Origin of the sequence: Sphingopyxis sp., assembly GCF_041916015.1 — a bacterium.
Taxonomy (GTDB): Bacteria; Pseudomonadota; Alphaproteobacteria; order Sphingomonadales; family Sphingomonadaceae; genus Sphingopyxis.
This window is the reverse complement of record NZ_JAYSAH010000049.1, coordinates 130,178-146,863: the sequence shown is the minus strand read 5'-3', so window position 1 is coordinate 146,863 and position 16,686 is coordinate 130,178. Positions and strand designations below refer to the sequence as shown.

Here is a 16,686-nt window from a genome sequence, read left to right as displayed (position 1 = left end):
GCCAGGGACGCTGCTCGCAAGAGCGGCGCCCTTGAGCGCATGCCAGGGATAATCATCATGGAATTTCTCTTTGCCGACTGGCTGGGCACCCCGGCCTGGTTCTGGCTGGCCTTCCTCGCCCTCGTCGCCGCGCTGACCGCGTTCGACCTCGGTATCCTCAACAAGGAGAACAGGGAGATGGGGATCGGCGAGAGTCTGAAGCTCTCGCTTCTCTACATCAGTATCGCGCTGGCTTTCGGCGCGTGGATCTGGATCGAAAAAGGCGGCGAGGCGGGCCTGCAATATTATACCGGCTTCTTCATCGAGAAGGCGCTGTCGATCGACAATATCTTCGTCATCTCGCTGATCTTTGCGACCTTCGCGATTCCGCCGCGTTACCAGTACCGCGCTTTGCTGTGGGGCATCGTCGCGGTGATCGTGCTGCGCGGCGTCATGATCGCGGGCGGTGCGGCGCTCGTCACCGAATATGGCTGGCTGCTCTATATTTTCGCGGCCTTTCTGATCTTCACCGGGGTGAAGATGCTGTTCGCGGGCGAGAAACCGATGGACGTCGCGGGCAATCCGGTCGTCCGATGGCTGTCGCGCCGCATTCCGATCACGTCCGACCTGCACGGCGAGAAATTCTTCGTGAAGGTGCCGGACGGGAAGACCGGCAGGCTGGCGCTGGCTGCGACCCCGCTGTTCCTTGCGCTCGTCGTGATCAACCTCGCCGACCTGGTGTTCGCGGTCGACAGCGTGCCGGCGATCTTCGCGATCACGACCGACACCTTCATCGTCTATACGTCGAACATCATGGCGATTCTCGGCCTGCGCGCGCTCTACTTTGCGCTCGCGGCGATGGTGCATCGCTTCCATTATCTCAAATATGCGCTCGCGCTGGTGCTCGTCTTCATCGGGTCGAAGATATTCGTCGCCGATTTCCTGTTCGGCGGCGGCAAGTTCCCGCCGCTTATCAGCCTGGGCGTGACCGTGGCGCTGATCGCGGGCGGGGTGATCTGGTCGCTGGTGAAGACGAAGGCGGAGGAAGGCAGCGCGGCGGTATAAACCTTGCTCAGACCGCCATCAGCAGCACGTCGTCTTCCCGCGGCGCTGCTGCCTCGAACGAGGGGATCGGTTCGAACGACGTCCCCTCGAGTTCGGGGGCGCCGAGCCCGTCGAGCTTGAACTGGCCGAGGCGGGGTTCCTCGTCCTCGCGCCAGCTCTTGCCGAGATTGAGCGCGCTGACGAACAGATCGCCGTGGCGCTCGAAAAGCTGATGCGGGGCGAGCGTCATGCGGTTGCCGTTATAATCGGCGGTGACGATCATGCGGCGCGCGATGGCTTCCATCATTTTCAGGCGGGTGTCGCTCATCGGGCCTGTCCGGGGAGGGGGAGGTTATTGTGCATCGCAACAAGATGCCTCTGAGTCGGCTGGACGGCAAGGGGAAACGTTATCATTTCGCCGAAACGCCAAGAAAATGCCCGCCGGAAGCCCGAAAGACTTCCGGCGGGCAGGCTTTCCTCCCCAGGAAAGCTCGGGGGGCGCGGGGCGATTCGTGCAAGGCGTCCCGCGCCGAGAAGGTTGGCGCGAGGGGGTGCAACGGGTCCCCTCGCGCCGAACTCGTTACGCGGCGAATTGATTCATCGTATTGTCCTTGCCTGCGGCCTTGAGCGCCGCTTCGCCGGCGAAATATTCCTTGTGGTCGTCGCCGATGTCGCTGCCCGACATATTCTGGTGCTTCACGCAGGCGATACCCTGGCGGATTTCCTGACGCTGGACGCCCTTGACGTAGCCGAGCATCGCTTCATCGCCGAAATATTCCTTGGCGAGGTTGTCGGTCGACAGCGCGGCGGTGTGATAGGTCGGCAGCGTGATCAGGTGGTGGAAAATGCCCGCCCGCTTCGCGGCGTCCCGCTGGAAGGTGCGAATGCGGTTGTCGGCCTCCTCGCCCAATTCCGTCGCATCGTAATCGGCGCTCATCAGCTTGGCGCGGTCATAGGCGCTGACATCCTTGCCGTCCTTCTCCCAGCCGTCGAACACCTGCTGACGGAAGTTGAGCGTCCAGTTGAAGCTCGGCGAGTTGTTATAGGCGAGCTTCGCGTTGGGAACGACTTCGCGGATGCGGTCCACCATGCCGGCGATCTGCTCGATGTGCGGCTTTTCGGTCTCGATCCACAGCAGGTCGGCACCGTTTTGCAAGGATGCGATGCAGTCCATGACGCAGCGATCCTCGCCGGTTCCAGCGCGGAACTGATAGAGGTTCGAGGGCAGGCGCTTCGGGCGCATCAGCTTGCCGTCGCGGTTGATCAGGACGTCGCCGGGGTTGCCCGCGCCGGTGACCTCTTCGCAGTCGAGGAAGCTGTTGTAGCGGTCGCCGAGATCGCCGGGTTCCTTCGAGAAGGCGATCTGCTTGGTCAGGCCCGCGCCGAGGCTGTCGGTGCGCGTGACGATGATGCCGTCCTCGACGCCGAGTTCCATGAAGGCGTAGCGGCAGGCGCGGATCTTCGCGATGAAATCCTCGTGCGGCACGGTGACCTTGCCGTCCTGATGGCCGCACTGCTTTTCGTCCGAGACCTGATTTTCGATCTGGAGCGCGCAGGCGCCGGCCTCGATCATCTTCTTGGCGAGCAGATAGGTCGCCTCGGCATTGCCGAAGCCGGCGTCGATGTCGGCGATGATCGGCACGACGTGCGTTTCATGATTGTCGATCGCGGCCTGCACCTGCTTGGCCTTGAGCTCGTCACCCTCGGCGCGCGCGGCGTCGAGGTCGCGGAACAGCATGCCGAGTTCGCGGGCGTCGGCCTGACGCAGGAAGGTATAGATTTCCTCGATCAGCGCCGGCACGCTGGTCTTTTCGTGCATCGACTGGTCGGGCAGCGGACCGAATTCGCTGCGCAGCGCGGCGATCATCCAGCCCGAGAGATAGATGTAGCGGCCCTTGACGGTGCCGAAATGCTTCTTGATCGAGATCATCTTCTGCTGCGCGATGAAGCCGTGCCAGCAGCCGAGCGACTGGGTGTAGTTGGCGGGATCGGCGTCATAGGCGGCCATGTCGGCGCGCATGATCCGCGCGGTGTAGCGCGCGATGTCGAGGCCGGTGCGGAACTTGTTCTGGGCGCGCATGCGGGCGACGCTTTCGCCGCTGATGCCGTCCCACGTGCCGTCATAATCGCGGATGAGGCGGCCTGCCTGCGCCATGTCTTCCTGATAGCCCATCGTCTTGATCCTTGTGCGGAGGTGATGGGTGGAAGTTGGCGAAAGTGCCGCGGAAAGGGAAAAGATTTGTCAATAAAATTTGTGAAATATGCCGCATAGGTGTAAATAGGCATGTAAATTAGTAAAGAAAGTTACAGATGATGGCGGAGCGGCGGGTGTTTGCGGGGCCAGCGGTGCGCAAGGTGCGGCGCGAAGCGGCGATGACGCAGGCGGCGATGGCCGAGGCGCTCGACATTTCACCAAGCTATCTCAACCTCATCGAGCATGGACAGCGGCCGCTCAGCGCGACGGTGATCGTGCGGCTGGCCGAGCGGTTCGGGTTCGACGCGGCGAAGCTGGGGGCGGAAGAATTGCCGGGCGGGCTCGCGGGCCTCCGGCGGCGGCTTGCCGACCCGCGCTTCGCCGACCTCGGCATCGGCGCGCAGGAGGTCGAGGAATGGCTGCAGGCTGCGCCGGCGACCGCGGCGGCCTTCGCGCGGCTGTTCGATGCGGCGCCCGAAGCGCGCAGCGAAGGCGAGGGCGATGCGCCCGAAGTTGCCGCGGTGCGCCGCGCGATCGAGAAATGGCGCAACCATTTCCCCGACCTCGATGTGCGCGCCGAGGAGCTGGCGGACGAATTGCGGCTTGCGGGCGGCGATCTCTACGGTACGATTTCGGAGCGTCTGCGCGCGCGGCACCAACTCGGCATCCGCATCCTCCCCGCCGACGTTATGCCCGACCGGCTGCGCTGGCTCGACTGGCACGCGCGGCAACTGATGCTGAACGAACTGCTGCGCCCCGCATCGCGGACCTTTCAGGCGGCGGCGACGCTCGCGCAGGTCGAGGCGAAGGGCGAGATCGATGCCCTCGTCGCCGGCGCGGAGTTCGCCGAACCCGCCGCGGCGCGGCTGTTCGAGCGGCATCTGGTGCATTATTTCGCCGCCGCGCTGATGATGCCCTATGGCCGCTTTCTGCGCGCCTGCGACGCGACGGGATATGATCTGCTGCTGCTCCAGCGGCGTTTCGGCGCGGGCTATGAGCAGGTCGCGCACCGGCTGACGACGCTGCAGCGCGTCGGCGCGCGCGGCCTTCCCTTCTTCATGCTGCGCATTGACCGTGCCGGGCAGGGGAGCAAGCGCTACGCCGGGGCCAGCCAGTCGCCGCTCGTCGATGGCGATGCGCGCTGTCCGCTATGGGGCGTCCACGAAGCTTTCGCCCGCCCCGGCGAGGTGATCGCCGACCTCGTCGAGCTCGAGGACGGCTCACGCTGGTTCACCCAGTCGCGCTCGGTCGCGGCGCCCGGCGCGACGGGCAGCGGCACGCCCGCGCGCTTCGCGGTTTGCGTCGGCGTCGATGCCAAGGTCGCCGCGCCGCTGATCGCCGCGCGCGGGATCGACCTGATGCGATCGCCCGCGACGCCGATCGGGCTCGGCTGCCGCCGCTGCACGCGCAGCGGCTGCGTCCAGCGCTCGATGCCGCCGCGCGGTCGCCCGTTGCGCTTCCGCGAGGGCGAGCGCGGGGTCAGCGCCTTCGATTTCGCGGGGGATTGAACGGCACATCAGTCTCTGGCAGGCGCGCGTGAAAGCTGGCATCAGGGCAGCGCAAGCCAATGTTGGGGGCCATGTTGAACGGCATCAGTGCAGACGGTTTTCGCGCGCTCCTCGCGAATGTTCCCGATGGTTTCTTCATTCATGACGAAACGGGGCATATTCTCGACCTCAGCGAGCGCTGCTCCGCCGACCTTGGCTATACGCGCGAAGAACTGCTCCAGATGTCGATCCTCGACATTTCGGACGGCCTTGCGGGCAAGGAAAGCCCGGGCGTCTGGCGCGGCGCGTCGGCGGGTTTCACGGCGACCTATCGCGACGTCACCATCCACCGCGACGGTACGCGCCTCCCTGTCGAAGTCCGGCTGGCGTGCCAGACCGTCGATGGCTGCAAATTGTTTCTCGGCGTGGCGCTCGACATCGTCGAGCGCGAGGATATGGCGATGGATGGGGCGGACACCCTGCGCGAGGCATATGAACGGCTGTCGCTCGCGGCGGCGGGCGGCGGGCTCGGCATATGGGATTATGACATCGTTCGCGATGAAATGCGGTGCGATCCGCAATGGTATCGGATCATGGGGCTCGATCCGGCGCGGGCGATCCGGTCGATCGCAGAGTTTCGGGCGCTTATCCACCCGGAGGACGCCGAGCGCGCGACCGAGGTGTATGAGGCGGCGCGGCGAGCGGCCGACAGCGACGAAAACTATGGCCCGGTCTTCCGGATCGTGCGGCCCGATGGCGAGGTTCGCTGGATACGCTCGGCCGCATCGGTTGTGCGCGACCGGGAGGGAGCGCCGATCCGCGCGGCTGGGTTCGTCGTCGATATAACCGATGCCCATCATGCTACGGCCAGCCTGAGGCGTCAGACGCTGGAAGATCCGCTGACCGGCCTCGCCAACCGCCGTCATTTCGACGACGAGCTGCGCCGCGCCTGCCTTCATGCGACGCGGACCGGCGAGCCGCTGACGCTGGCGATGATCGATGTCGATCATTTCAAGCTCTATAATGACGAACAGGGTCATGTCCGCGGCGACGAGGCGCTGAGGTCGGTTGCGGACATCCTGAAGGCGGCGGCGCGTCGCCCCTATGATCTTGCCGCGCGCTATGGCGGCGAGGAATTTCTGCTGCTGCTCCCCGGGGCCGAGCAGCCCGCGGAGCTGGTTGGCCGGATCGTCGAGGCCGTACTGGCGCTGGGCATCCCGCACCGCGGATCGCCGGTGGTGCCGCATCTGACCGTCAGCTGTGGCTGCGTGACAGCGCTCGAACTTGCCGATCTTGATCCTCTCGACCTGATTGCCGCGTGCGACAGCGCGCTTTACCGCGCCAAGGCGGACGGGCGGAATCGGATTCACCTAACGCAGCTTTGATGTCGCGCTGGTTGCGAGGGACAGCCGCTTTGGGGTGGAAAGCGGACTCCCCCATCTTCGTCATTCCCGCGAAAGCGGGAACCCAGTGCTTGCGTCGATTGACCCCGCACTGGGTTCCCGCTTTCGCGGGAATGACGATGTTATGAGATGCGGAATGTCGCTTTTGGTCGAACGTCGTCATTGCGTCTGGATCGGTGCCGAAAGGCCGGAACGGAGTGGGGAGCGGACATAGATAATCCTCCCTGTGGCGAAGCCATGGGGAGGTGGCAGCCCGCAGGGCTGACGGAGGGGCGATGGCGCGGCGACGCGGCCCCTCCACCAACCGCTTCGCAAGCGGTCCCCCTCCCCATGGCTTCGCCACAGGGAGGATCGGGTTGGCCGCTTCCGGCCGTTGGCCGCCATCGCCTCCCCACGGCTTGACTGTCATCTGTTGCCCGATAGGAACGAAACGAGTGTAAAATTAACCGACAGTTGACGCCTCGGCGCTAGATTAGCGACCGGAAAGGGCCAGACTTTTCGATGTTCCGATTGTTCAAACATTATGTGCCGCATGCCGTGATCTGGCTGGCGCTGATCGAGTTTCTCGCGCTGCTCGGCTCGGCCGAGGCTGCTTGGCATATCTATGCGCATTTTGCGGGGTTCGATTCGGGTGATCTCTCGACGCGCTGGGCGCGGCTCGCGACCTTCGCGCTAGCCAATTCGCTCGCGATGATGGCGACCGGCATGTACAGCAGCGAGGCGCTGCGATCGATGAAATTCGCGACGGCGCGCCTGCTCGCGGCCGTCTCGCTCGGCGTGATTTTCGTGTCGGTGGTCGGCTTTCTTTTGCCCGCCGCGACCCTGTGGCGCGTGAACAGCCTCTACGCCATGACGCTCGCCATCGCCGCGCTGTTTCTGATCCGGCTCTTTTTGACGCAATCTGCGGGGGCCGAGGCGTTCAAGCGCCGCATATTGGTGCTGGGGGCGGGTAAGCGCGCGGCGCGGTTGAAGACGCTCGCCGAGGCGCCGGGCAGCGGCCTGGCCGTTGCCGGCTTCGTTGCGATGTCGGGGAGCGAGCGTGCGGTTCCAGGCGCCATACCGCGCGAGGACATCGCCAGCCTTGCCGATCATGTCGTGGCGCTCGGCGCGGGCGAGGTCGTGCTGGCGATGGAGGAACGGCGCGGTTCCTTGCCGCTGTCCGATCTTCTGCGCGTCAAGACGACGGGGGTGCATGTCAACGATATCGCGAGCTTCATCGAACGCGAGACGGGACGGGTCGATCTGGCGACGACAAATCCGAGCGCGCTGATCTTTTCGGACGGTTTTTCGGCGGGGCAACGCATCTCGCGCGTCGGCAAGCGATTGTTCGACATCGTCGCGAGCCTGCTGGTGCTGGTGATCGGCCTGCCGCTGATCCTGATCGCCGGGCTGGCGGTCAAGTGCGACAGCCGCGGTCCGGTCTTTTATCGCCAGTCGCGCATCGGCCTTTATGGCGAAGCCTATGACGTCCTGAAGATCCGCTCGATGCGCACCGATGCCGAGGCGGCGGGCAAGGCGGTGTGGGCGAGCGAGAACGATCCCCGGATCACGCGTGTCGGCCATATCATCCGCAAACTCAGGATCGACGAATTGCCGCAGCTCTGGTGCGTGCTGAAGGGTGAGATGAGCATCGTCGGTCCGCGACCCGAACGCCCGAGCTTCGTCGAGGAACTGACGCACGAACTTCCCTATTATGCCGAACGGCACATGGTGAAGCCGGGCCTCACCGGCTGGGCGCAGATCAACTATCCTTATGGCGCCTCGGTCGAGGATGCCCGGATCAAGCTCGAATATGATCTCTACTACGCCAAGAATTACTCGCCTTTCCTCGACCTGTTGATCCTGCTTCAGACCGTGCGCGTCGTGCTGTGGCCCGAGGGCGCGCGCTGAGGTGTCGCTGCTCGCGGTCCTGTCCGAAACCCTTTCGGCGCTGGCTGTCGCCGGTTTCGGCGGCGCCGCGCTGTGGCTGCTGTCGCGGCCGAGGGCGCGGATCGCCGCGCTGATGCCCGCGCCGCGCTGGCTGGTGGCCGCCGCCATCGGGTGTGCGATCTGGTGCGCCGCGCTCTATCGCTTCGGCCCCGGATCGTCGCAGGCGCTGGCGGCACAGTCGCTGCGCGACCTGACGATGCTCGGCTGGCTCGGTGCGACCTTCTGGTCCGCGCGCGCGCCGATGCCGGGGCCGGTTCGGCTGATCTTTCATATGCTCGTCGCGATCAGCACGGTGACGCTTGTCGGCGGTATCGTCGCGCATTGGGGTGGCGCGGGGGCGGATATGGTTCCGGTCCGTGCATTGGTGACGTCGGCGATGCTCGTCGCCGCGGGCGGCCTGCTCCTCATAGATGGCGCGGTCCGACGCGCGAGCGCGGGCCTCCGGATGCCGGTAACGGCGGTCGCCGGCGGCTTTGCGATGCTCTGGGCCTATGAACTCAATGTCCAGCTGATCGGTGCGCTGACCGGCAAACCTGCATCGACGCTGATCCACCTGCTGCCCGCGGTCGCGCTGCTGCTGCTGCCGACCTTCGTGCTGGCGGCGATGGACGTTGGGCGCGAGCGGATGCGCCTGTCGCGCACCGCGGCGACGCGGACGATGATCCTCATAGGTGCCGCGATCTATCTGATCCTGATCAGCCTGGCCGGTGCGGTGGCGCGGCTGGTGGGCGGTGACTACGGCGATCTCGCGCAGGGCCTGTTCCTGATCGGCGCGCTCGGCACCGGCGGCGTGCTGCTGTTGTCGGGGCGCATGCGGGCCTGGCTGTCGGTCATGGTGTCGAAGCATGTCTTCGAGCATCGCTATGATTATCGCGCCGAATGGATGCGCTTTACGGCGACTCTAGGCCAGGGTGGGGGGCAGGGCGAGGGACGGGGCGGAGCGCTGGACGACAGCGACGACCGCAATCTCCATCGCCGGGTCGCCAGGGCACTCGCCGAGCTGACGGGAAGTTCCGGCGCCTTGCTGATGCTCCCCGACGTACAGGGCATGTTTCGGGTCGCCGAGCGCTGGCATTGGCCGGCGGGAGTCGAGCAGGGCGCAGCGTTGCCGCTGCGCTCCTCTTTCATGCTTCAGGAAACGCGGCACATCGTCGATCTCGACGCCGAGCGGCGCGGGCAAGGGCAAGCCGGCGAAGACCTGGCAATTCCGGATTGGCTGCTCGCCGATCCGCGCGCCTGGGTCGTCGTGCCGGTGCTGTATTTCCAGCGCATGATCGCGGTTGCGGTGTTGCAGCGTCCGCCGGTGTCGCGTCCGCTCGACTGGGAGGATCTCGACGTGCTGCGCATCGCGGGACAGCAGGCGGCGAGCTATCTCGCCGAATCGCAGAGTCAGGCGGCACTGTCCGAAGCGAAGCGCTTTGACGAGTTCAATCGCCGTTTCGCCTTCATCATGCACGACATCAAGAATCTGGCGAGCCAGTTGTCGCTGCTGGCGCGCAACGCCGAACGCCACGCCGACAAGCCCGAATTCCGCACCGACATGGTGCAGACGCTCAAGATTTCGGCGGGCCGCCTGTCCGACCTGCTCGTCCGCCTGTCGCCGCGCGAGCGCCGTGCGGCGGATGCGGCGCGGACGCTGGTCGAGCCGCTGCTCAAGGATGTCGCGGCCGAGGTGCGGACGCGGCGCGCGCTGTTCGTCGGCTGCCAGGCCGGCCTCGCCGCGTGGGGCGATCCGGCGTCGATCCGCCAGATCGTCCAGCATCTCGTCGCCAATGCGATCGATGCGTCGCCGGCCGATACGCCGGTGCAGCTGATCGCGGTCGCCGAGCACGAGCGGGTACGGATCGACGTCATCGACCAGGGTGCGGGAATGAGCCGCGCCTTCATCCGCGAAGACCTGTTCAAACCCTTTGTTTCGACCAAGGAGGGCGGGTTCGGATTGGGCGCTTTCGAGGCGTTGCAGCTCGCGCAGGCGATGGGCGGTGCGATCGACGTCGCAAGCGAGCCGGGTCAGGGCAGCGCTTTCACGCTCTGGCTGCCGCTCGCCGACGCGCGGGTCGACGCGGGCACGGGGGAGCCGATAGGGAAAGTGGCATGAGCGAGGCGGGGACCGAACCACGGACATTGCTGGTCGTCGAGGATGACCCGGGGCTGCAGGCGCAGCTCAAATGGGCCTATGACGATTATCGCGTGCTGATCGCGGGCGACCATGACGGCGCGATCGAGTTGCTGCGCGCCGAGGAGCCGGCGGTGGTGACGCTCGACCTCGGCCTGCCGCCCGACCCCGACGGGACGCGCGAGGGGTTCCGGGTGCTGAAGGCGATCCTCGAGCACAAGCCCGATACCAAGGTGATCGTCGTGTCGGGGCACGGCGAGCGCGCGAGCGCGCTCGCCGCGATCGGACATGGCGCGTGGGATTTCTATCAGAAGCCGATCGACATCGAAGAGCTCGGCCTGATCGTTCGCCGCGCCTTTCACGTCCACGATCTCGAGGTCGAGAATGCACGGCTCGCGGGGCAGGGGGCGAGCGACAATCGCGTGCTCGGCGGGATGATCACCGGCGCGCCCGAGATGCTGAAGGTCGCGCGGACGATCGAGCGGGTCGCGAACCTCGACGTGTCGGTGATGCTGCTCGGTGCGAGCGGCACCGGCAAGGAATTGCTCGCGCGCGGGCTGCACGAGGCGAGCGGGCGGCGCGACGGCGCCTTCGTGGCGATCAATTGCGCGGCGATCCCGGAGAATCTGCTCGAAAGCGAGCTGTTCGGGCATGAGAAGGGCGCCTTCACCGGCGCGGTGAAGACGACCGAGGGCAAGATCGAGCTCGCGCACGGCGGCACGCTATTTCTCGACGAGGTCGGCGACATTCCGCTGCCGCTGCAGGTCAAGCTGCTGCGCTTTCTGCAGGAGCGGACGATCGAGCGGATCGGCGGGCGCAAGGCGATCGCGGTCGATACGCGGATCGTCTGCGCGACGCACCGCGACCTCGACGCGATGATCGCCGCGGGCAGCTTCCGTGACGATCTTTATTACCGGCTTGCCGAGATGGTGGTGAAGATTCCCGCACTCGCCGAACGGCCGGGCGATGCGGTGCTGCTCGCGCGGCATTTCCTCCATCACTATGCGCCGACGATGAACCCGGCGGTGCGCGGCTTCGCGCCCGATGCGCTGCAGGCGATCGACGAGGGACGCTGGCCGGGTAATGTCCGCGAGCTGGAAAACCGGATCAAGCGCGCGGTGATCATGGCCGACGGCAAGCTGGTGATGCGCGCCGACCTCGACCTTGCCGCCGCGGGTGACGCGGGCGGCGAGGATTATCTGAACCTGCGCGCCGCGCGCGAGGCGGCCGACCGCGTCGCGATCCGCCGCGCGATGACGCAGAGCGAGGGCAATATTTCCTCGGCGGCCAAGTTGCTCGGGATCAGCCGGCCGACGCTCTATGACCTCCTCAAGCAGTACCGGATGCAGGCCTGAATGCGGCAGGCCCGGTCCCTGCTGGCCGCGCTGATCGCGGTTACGGCCTTGGCCGGTTGCGACGGCGGCAGCCCGGCGGCGTCGCGCCAGAGTTGGCAGCAGCAGCGCGCCGCGTTGCAGCGCGCCGTCGCCGCCGACCCAACCGCCATCAGGCCGCGTGTCGAGTTGGCGCGCGCGCAGCTGCGGCTCGGCGACGGAGTTGGGGCCGAAGCCTCGGTGAAGGCGGCGCTCGCGGTGGGCGCCAACGACGATTATCTCCGCCCGCTGCTTGCGCGCGCCTATGCCTTGCAGGGCGACGGCAACCGTGCGCTCCAGACTCTCGACGCTGGACCGATTGCGCCTGCGATGATCGGCGAAGCGGCGTGGGTCGCGGCCGATGTGCATATGGAGAATGGTGACCTCGACGCGGCGCGCGATGCCTATGACCGCGCGGTGCGCGAGCGGCCGCGCGATTCGCGGCTATGGGTCGATGTCGCGCGTTTCCGCGATGCCAACGCCGACACGCTCGGCGCGCGCGATGCGGTCGATTATGCAATCGAGCTCGACGGTGCGAACGGCGCGGCGCTGGCCTACAAGGCGAACCTCGTTCGCACGCAGCAGGGGCTTTCGGCATCGCTGGCCTGGTACGACAAGGCGCTTGCCGCCGATCCTGATAATGCCGATGCGCTGATCGATCAGGCGGCCACGCTTGGCGACTTGGGCCGTTACAAGGATATGCTCGCGGCGCTGCGCCGCGCCGCCGCGCTCGCCCCGCGCGATCCGCGCCCCTATTATCTCCAGGCGGTGCTCGCGGCGCGCGCCGGCAACCATGCCCTTGCACGCAGCCTGCTCCAGCGCACGCGCGGCGAGCTCGACGATCAGCCGGGTTTCATGCTGCTGAGCGCGGTGGTCGAACTCGAACTCGGCGGTGAAGCGGTCGCGGCGAGCTGGGCCGAGCGCCTGCTTGCCGAGCAGCCGCACAATTTTACCGCGCGCCGTATTCTCGCGGCCGCGAACTGGGCCGATGGCGATGCCGATGGCGCTGCCGAGGCGCTCGCGCCGGTGGTCGATCGTCCCGATGCCGACAGCTGGTCGCTGCTGCTCGCCGCGCGGGTCGCGGCCGAACTCGGTCACCGCGGCGAGTCGGCAGATTATCTTGCCCGCGCGGCGGCATTGGCGCCCGGCGAGGCCACGCCTTTCGCGACGGACAACAGCTTCGGTCTGGTGGCCGGCGGCGCCGATGCCGATCCGCTCAATCCGGCCAAGGCCGTCCCCGCGATCTCGGCCGATATGGCCAGTCATAGCTATGCCAGCGCGATCGCGCGGGCGATGCGGCTTCGCGACGCGAACCGCGGCGTCGCCGACGCGCATATCCTGCTTGGCGATGCGGCGCTCGCCGGGGGGCGGTACGATCTGGCGGTTCAATCCTATCGCGCCGCGCGCGATCTCGACGCGGGCGAGCGGACGACGTTGCGGCTTGCCAATGCGCTGTTCCGCGCCGGCGACGCGGCGGGATCGGGGGCGGCGATCCTGACGCTGCGCGACAGTCAGCCGTCGAGCATCGCCGCCGATCGGGTCGCGGGGTATCTGGCGATGGATATCGAGCATTGGGATCAGGCGATCGCGCATTTCGAGCGCGTGCGCCGGCGGATCGGCAATCGCGACGTGGCGATCCTGCGCGACCTCGCGCGCGCCTATGCGGCGAAGGGGGAGGACGATCGGGCTCTGCCGTTCATAGCGGCCGCCTATCGGTTGCAGCCGCTGAATGCCGAGATCATGCGGCTTTATGCCGATCTTCTCGAAAAGCGCGGAGACCGGCAGGCGGCGAGCGATTTGCGCGACAAGGCCGAGCAGATCGGGCGGTAAGCCGCTATCATGGTCATCCCGGCCTTGCTCCGGGATGACGAGGAAAGGAGCGGTGGTTGTCCCTAAGGCGAACGGCCCGTCAGGCCTCGGTCAAATCCAGCAATGTCCGCGCATCGAGCCCGATGCGGCGCATCTGTTGTGCGATCGGCGGCCAGACGTTCGACAGGAAATCCTCGCGCATCAGGTCGCGCAGCCGGTCGGTCGCGCCCTCGGCGACGAACATGCCGACCCCGCGCTTGACCGTGACCAGCCCCTCGTCCTGAAAGGTCTGATAGGCCTTGGCGACGGTGAGGGGGTTGGCGCCTTCCTCGGCCGCGAGCGACCGGACCGACGGGAGCATGTCGCCGTCGCGATAGGTGCCGTCGAGGATGGCGTTCGCGATCACGTCGCGCAGCCGCTGGTACACGGGTTTGGTCTGGTCAAGCATGCCGCTTTAATGCCATAAGACAGCAGCACAGTCAAATCAGGAAATTAGCAAAAATGCCGCGTATGTTGTAATTAAATGTCCCAAGCGCGGACGACGTCGTCATATTCAGGCCGCGGCCGCTCGGACAGGTCCGCGGCCGCAGTGCCGAGGAAGAAATAGCCGACGATCGTATCGCCTTCGCCCGCCCCAAACGCCTTTGCCACGGCGGGGCTATAGGCGGCCCAGCCGGTGAGCCAGCTGCCGACGAAGCCATGCGCGTGCGCGGCATGGAGCAGGTTCATGCCGACCGCACCCGCCGACATCTGCTGTTCCCATAGCGGGATCTTGCTGTCCTTGACGGGCGTCGAGATCAGCACGAGCAGGGTGGGTGCCTGATGCGCGAACTGGTCGAGCGCCGACAGGTCCATGCCCGCGGCGCCAGGATTATCGGCGATCCAGGCGTCCTTGAGCAGCTTTGCCAGTATGTCGCGCTGATCGCCTGCGACGGTGACGATCCGCCATGGCGCAAGCTTGCCGTGATCGGGAGTCCGTAACGCGAGCGCAATGATGTCGTGAAGCTGATCGGCGTCGGGGCCGGGGGTGATCATGTCGCGCGCCTTCCCCGAACGGCGGGTGGCGAGGTGCGTGCGGAGCGAGCTTGTGTCGTTGAACATGTTGCCCATGTGGCGGCCTTGGCGGGTTGACGCAAGTGTTGCGAGCGATTCGCAATAAAAAATCCGCCGCCCCCGACTTGGTTTCACGCGCAATTAGATTCTTCCCTTGCGCAATTTTCGCGCTAGGTTGCGCGATCATGTCAAAAAGGGGGACGGGACGGCCGCGCTGCGGACCGGCGCCCCCGCACACAATATATACCGGGGAGCCCGACGAATGACGAATGAAGTGGACCAGAATGCGTCGCTGGAGCCAGGGGCGCCGCCGGCTGACGTCCGCATGATCCATCCCGGCGACCATAATGGCTGGTTCGGACATCCGCGCCAGTTGAAGCGCCTGTTCACCACCGAAATGTGGGAACGCTTCGGCTATTATGGGATGCGCGCCATCCTGACGCTGTATCTCGCCAAGCATTTTCTGTTCAGCGATACGACGACGGCGGGGATCTATGGCGGCTTCACCGCGCTCGTCTACCTCACGCCGCTGATCGGCGGGCTGATCGCCGACCGTTATCTGGGATCGAAGCGATCGGTGAAGTTCGGCGCGATCCTGATGGCGCTCGGCTATTTCACCCTCTGCTTCGGGGGCGAGACCGCCAAGCCCTTCGCGACGATCGACGCGCAGCGCTATGACGTCGCGATCGAGGCGAAGGCCGACGGCGGCGAGGCGCGCTTCGTCACCATCGACGGGCAGAAGCTCGAAATTCGCGGCAACGAGGACAAGTCGGTGTCGCTGCTCGGCGCCGACGGCCAGGAAGCGCGGCATGTCGAGCCCGCCAACTTCAAGTCCGACGCCGAGCGGTCGCCGATGTTCGTCGCGATCCTGCTCGTCGGGCTGGGGCTCGTCACGATCGGCAACGGCTTCTTCAAGCCCAATATCTCGACGATCGTCGGCACGCTCTATGCCGAAGGCGACCGCCGCCGCGATGCGGGTTTCACCATCTTCTACATGGGGATCAACCTCGGCTCGCTGATCTCGCAATTCTTCTGCCCGATCCTTGCCGAAGCGGTCGGCTGGTGGGCAGGCTTCGGCCTTGCGGCGATCGGCATGACCTGTTCGTGGCTGCTCTTCCAGTTCGATGGCGGGCGTCTTGCCGGCTATGGCGAGCGTCCCGATGGGGCCGACGCCAGCAAGGACTGGTGGATTTACGGCGGCGCGCTGCTCGCGATCCCGCTCGTCTATTTTCTCTTTTCGAACCTGATGGGCTATGTGAAACCCGAGGCCGGCACCGGGCTGATCGGTTATCTCTCGACGCTGCCGATCATGGGCAAGGTGATGTTCGGCACCTTCATTCTCGCGATCCCCGGCATCCTCGCTTGGGCGTGGTTCGCGGGCAGCCGCACCGAATTTCAGATGATGCTCGCCGCGATGGTGCTGATCGTCTTCAATGTGGTCTTCTGGACGCTGTTCGAGCAGGCGGGCTCGTCGCTGACGCTGTTCGCCGAGCGCAACACGGTGCTTGAAATCGGTTGGACCGCGCCGCTGTTCGCGATGTTCCGCGCCGCGCCCTTTACCTATTATCTGTTCTTCGCGGCCCTGTTCGGCGGGGTCGCCTGGCTCGCCTGGTGGTTCTTCTCGCGTGGAGAAGACGCCGCGGCGAAGCGCACGATGGCGATCGCCTGGGTCGTCGTTGCGGTCGCGGCGATGATCGGCATGCACATCGCACGGATGAATGGCTTCGGCAGCGAGCGCGTCTATGTCATGCCCGCGGGACAGACGCAGATCTTCAACGCGCTGTTCATCGTGCTGCTCGCGCCGTTGTTCAGCGCCTTGTGGAACGCGCTCGCGGCGCGCGGGCTCGAACCCAATATCCCGGTCAAGTTCGGCCTCGCGCTGATGGGCGTCGGCGCGGGCTTCCTGTTCCTCGTCTGGGGCGCGCAGTTCGCGAACAGCCAGTTCCAGGTCGGGCTCGTCTGGCTTGCCGGGCTCTATCTGATCCACTCGATCGCCGAGCTTTGCATCTCGCCGGTCGGCTTGTCGATGATCACCAAATTGTCGATCGCGCGCGTGGTCGGGCTGATGATGGGCGTGTGGTTCCTGTCGATCGCGACCGCGCAATATGTCGCGGGGATCGTCGCGCAATTCGCGAGTGTCGAGACGGTTGGCGGGCAGGTCACCAACCTGCGCGTCAGCCTGGAAACCTATGTCGGCGTGTTCAATACGATCGGGCTGGTGTCGATCGTCATCGGCGTCATCCTGCTGGCGCTGGCATGGCCGCTCAAATATCTGATGCACGGCGTGAAATAAGGGGTGATC

The 16,686-nt window shown here is 65.9% G+C and carries 12 protein-coding genes; 8 read left to right on the top strand and 4 right to left on the bottom strand.

Annotated features, from left to right (window positions below; all coding sequences use genetic code 11):
• Positions 1-57: 57 nt before the first annotated feature.
• On the top strand, positions 58-1,044 hold the full coding sequence (locus ACE3SL_RS07405; protein ID WP_374525105.1) for a TerC family protein: 987 nt from the start codon (positions 58-60) through the stop codon (positions 1,042-1,044).
• A 7-nt stretch (positions 1,045-1,051) separates the two neighbouring features.
• Here ACE3SL_RS07405 and ACE3SL_RS07400 read toward each other — a convergent pair whose 3' ends face one another.
• Together ACE3SL_RS07400 and ACE3SL_RS07395 are read right to left on the bottom strand one after the other, a co-directional pair.
• A complete protein-coding gene (locus tag ACE3SL_RS07400) occupies positions 1,052-1,351 on the bottom strand; it encodes a hypothetical protein (protein ID WP_374525104.1) in 300 nt (99 codons plus the stop codon).
• Between the two features lie 252 nt (positions 1,352-1,603).
• Positions 1,604-3,196: an isocitrate lyase gene (locus tag ACE3SL_RS07395; RefSeq protein ID WP_374525103.1), complete on the bottom strand. Its 1,593-nt coding sequence runs from the start codon at positions 3,194-3,196 to the stop codon at positions 1,604-1,606.
• A gap of 140 nt (positions 3,197-3,336) precedes the next feature.
• Here ACE3SL_RS07395 and ACE3SL_RS07390 point away from each other — a divergent pair, with 140 nt between their 5' ends.
• From ACE3SL_RS07390 to ACE3SL_RS07365, 6 genes are all read left to right on the top strand, one after another.
• Positions 3,337-4,725: a short-chain fatty acyl-CoA regulator family protein gene (locus ACE3SL_RS07390; RefSeq protein ID WP_374525176.1), complete on the top strand. Its 1,389-nt coding sequence runs from the start codon at positions 3,337-3,339 to the stop codon at positions 4,723-4,725.
• A 71-nt stretch (positions 4,726-4,796) separates the two neighbouring features.
• Positions 4,797-6,089: a diguanylate cyclase domain-containing protein gene (locus ACE3SL_RS07385; protein WP_374525102.1), complete on the top strand. Its 1,293-nt coding sequence runs from the start codon at positions 4,797-4,799 to the stop codon at positions 6,087-6,089.
• A 519-nt stretch (positions 6,090-6,608) separates the two neighbouring features.
• Positions 6,609-7,997, top strand: coding sequence for a TIGR03013 family XrtA/PEP-CTERM system glycosyltransferase (locus ACE3SL_RS07380; protein ID WP_374525101.1), 1,389 nt, complete (start codon positions 6,609-6,611; stop codon positions 7,995-7,997).
• A gap of 1 nt (position 7,998) precedes the next feature.
• Complete coding sequence (gene prsK, locus ACE3SL_RS07375; protein ID WP_374525100.1) at positions 7,999-10,134, top strand: XrtA/PEP-CTERM system histidine kinase PrsK; 2,136 nt, start codon at positions 7,999-8,001, stop codon at positions 10,132-10,134.
• Positions 10,131-11,507, top strand: coding sequence for a PEP-CTERM-box response regulator transcription factor (prsR, locus tag ACE3SL_RS07370; RefSeq protein ID WP_374525099.1), 1,377 nt, complete (start codon positions 10,131-10,133; stop codon positions 11,505-11,507). Before prsK ends, prsR begins: the two co-directional genes overlap by 4 nt.
• Positions 11,508-13,352, top strand: a complete 1,845-nt coding sequence (locus ACE3SL_RS07365) for a tetratricopeptide repeat protein (RefSeq protein ID WP_374525098.1) — start codon at positions 11,508-11,510, stop codon at positions 13,350-13,352.
• Positions 13,353-13,431: 79 nt separating this feature from the next.
• On the opposite strand, the gene ACE3SL_RS07360 is transcribed toward ACE3SL_RS07365, so the two are convergent.
• Both ACE3SL_RS07360 and ACE3SL_RS07355 read right to left on the bottom strand, forming a co-directional pair.
• Positions 13,432-13,779, bottom strand: a complete 348-nt coding sequence (locus ACE3SL_RS07360) for a GntR family transcriptional regulator (protein WP_374525097.1) — start codon at positions 13,777-13,779, stop codon at positions 13,432-13,434.
• 71 nt (positions 13,780-13,850) lie between these two features.
• Positions 13,851-14,432, bottom strand: coding sequence for a nitroreductase (locus tag ACE3SL_RS07355; RefSeq protein WP_374525096.1), 582 nt, complete (start codon positions 14,430-14,432; stop codon positions 13,851-13,853).
• Positions 14,433-14,646: 214 nt separating this feature from the next.
• Here ACE3SL_RS07355 and ACE3SL_RS07350 point away from each other — a divergent pair, with 214 nt between their 5' ends.
• A complete protein-coding gene (locus ACE3SL_RS07350) occupies positions 14,647-16,677 on the top strand; it encodes a peptide MFS transporter (protein ID WP_374525095.1) in 2,031 nt (676 codons plus the stop codon).
• Positions 16,678-16,686: the final 9 nt, after the last annotated feature.

What these genes read in the sequence shown, in the direction of transcription:
- prsR (WP_374525099.1), top strand. Translation starts at nt 10,131, where the DNA reads ATGAGCGAGGCGGGGACCGAACCACGGACATTGCTGGTCGTCGAGGAT.
- ACE3SL_RS07390 (WP_374525176.1), top strand. Translation starts at nt 3,337, where the DNA reads ATGGCGGAGCGGCGGGTGTTTGCGGGGCCAGCGGTGCGCAAGGTGCGG.
- ACE3SL_RS07400 (WP_374525104.1), bottom strand. Translation starts at nt 1,351, where the DNA reads ATGAGCGACACCCGCCTGAAAATGATGGAAGCCATCGCGCGCCGCATG.
- ACE3SL_RS07380 (WP_374525101.1), top strand. Translation starts at nt 6,609, where the DNA reads ATGTTCCGATTGTTCAAACATTATGTGCCGCATGCCGTGATCTGGCTG.
- ACE3SL_RS07360 (WP_374525097.1), bottom strand. Translation starts at nt 13,779, where the DNA reads ATGCTTGACCAGACCAAACCCGTGTACCAGCGGCTGCGCGACGTGATC.
- ACE3SL_RS07385 (WP_374525102.1), top strand. Translation starts at nt 4,797, where the DNA reads ATGTTGAACGGCATCAGTGCAGACGGTTTTCGCGCGCTCCTCGCGAAT.
- ACE3SL_RS07350 (WP_374525095.1), top strand. Translation starts at nt 14,647, where the DNA reads ATGACGAATGAAGTGGACCAGAATGCGTCGCTGGAGCCAGGGGCGCCG.
- ACE3SL_RS07355 (WP_374525096.1), bottom strand. Translation starts at nt 14,432, where the DNA reads ATGTTCAACGACACAAGCTCGCTCCGCACGCACCTCGCCACCCGCCGT.
- ACE3SL_RS07365 (WP_374525098.1), top strand. Translation starts at nt 11,508, where the DNA reads ATGCGGCAGGCCCGGTCCCTGCTGGCCGCGCTGATCGCGGTTACGGCC.
- ACE3SL_RS07405 (WP_374525105.1), top strand. Translation starts at nt 58, where the DNA reads ATGGAATTTCTCTTTGCCGACTGGCTGGGCACCCCGGCCTGGTTCTGG.
- ACE3SL_RS07395 (WP_374525103.1), bottom strand. Translation starts at nt 3,196, where the DNA reads ATGGGCTATCAGGAAGACATGGCGCAGGCAGGCCGCCTCATCCGCGAT.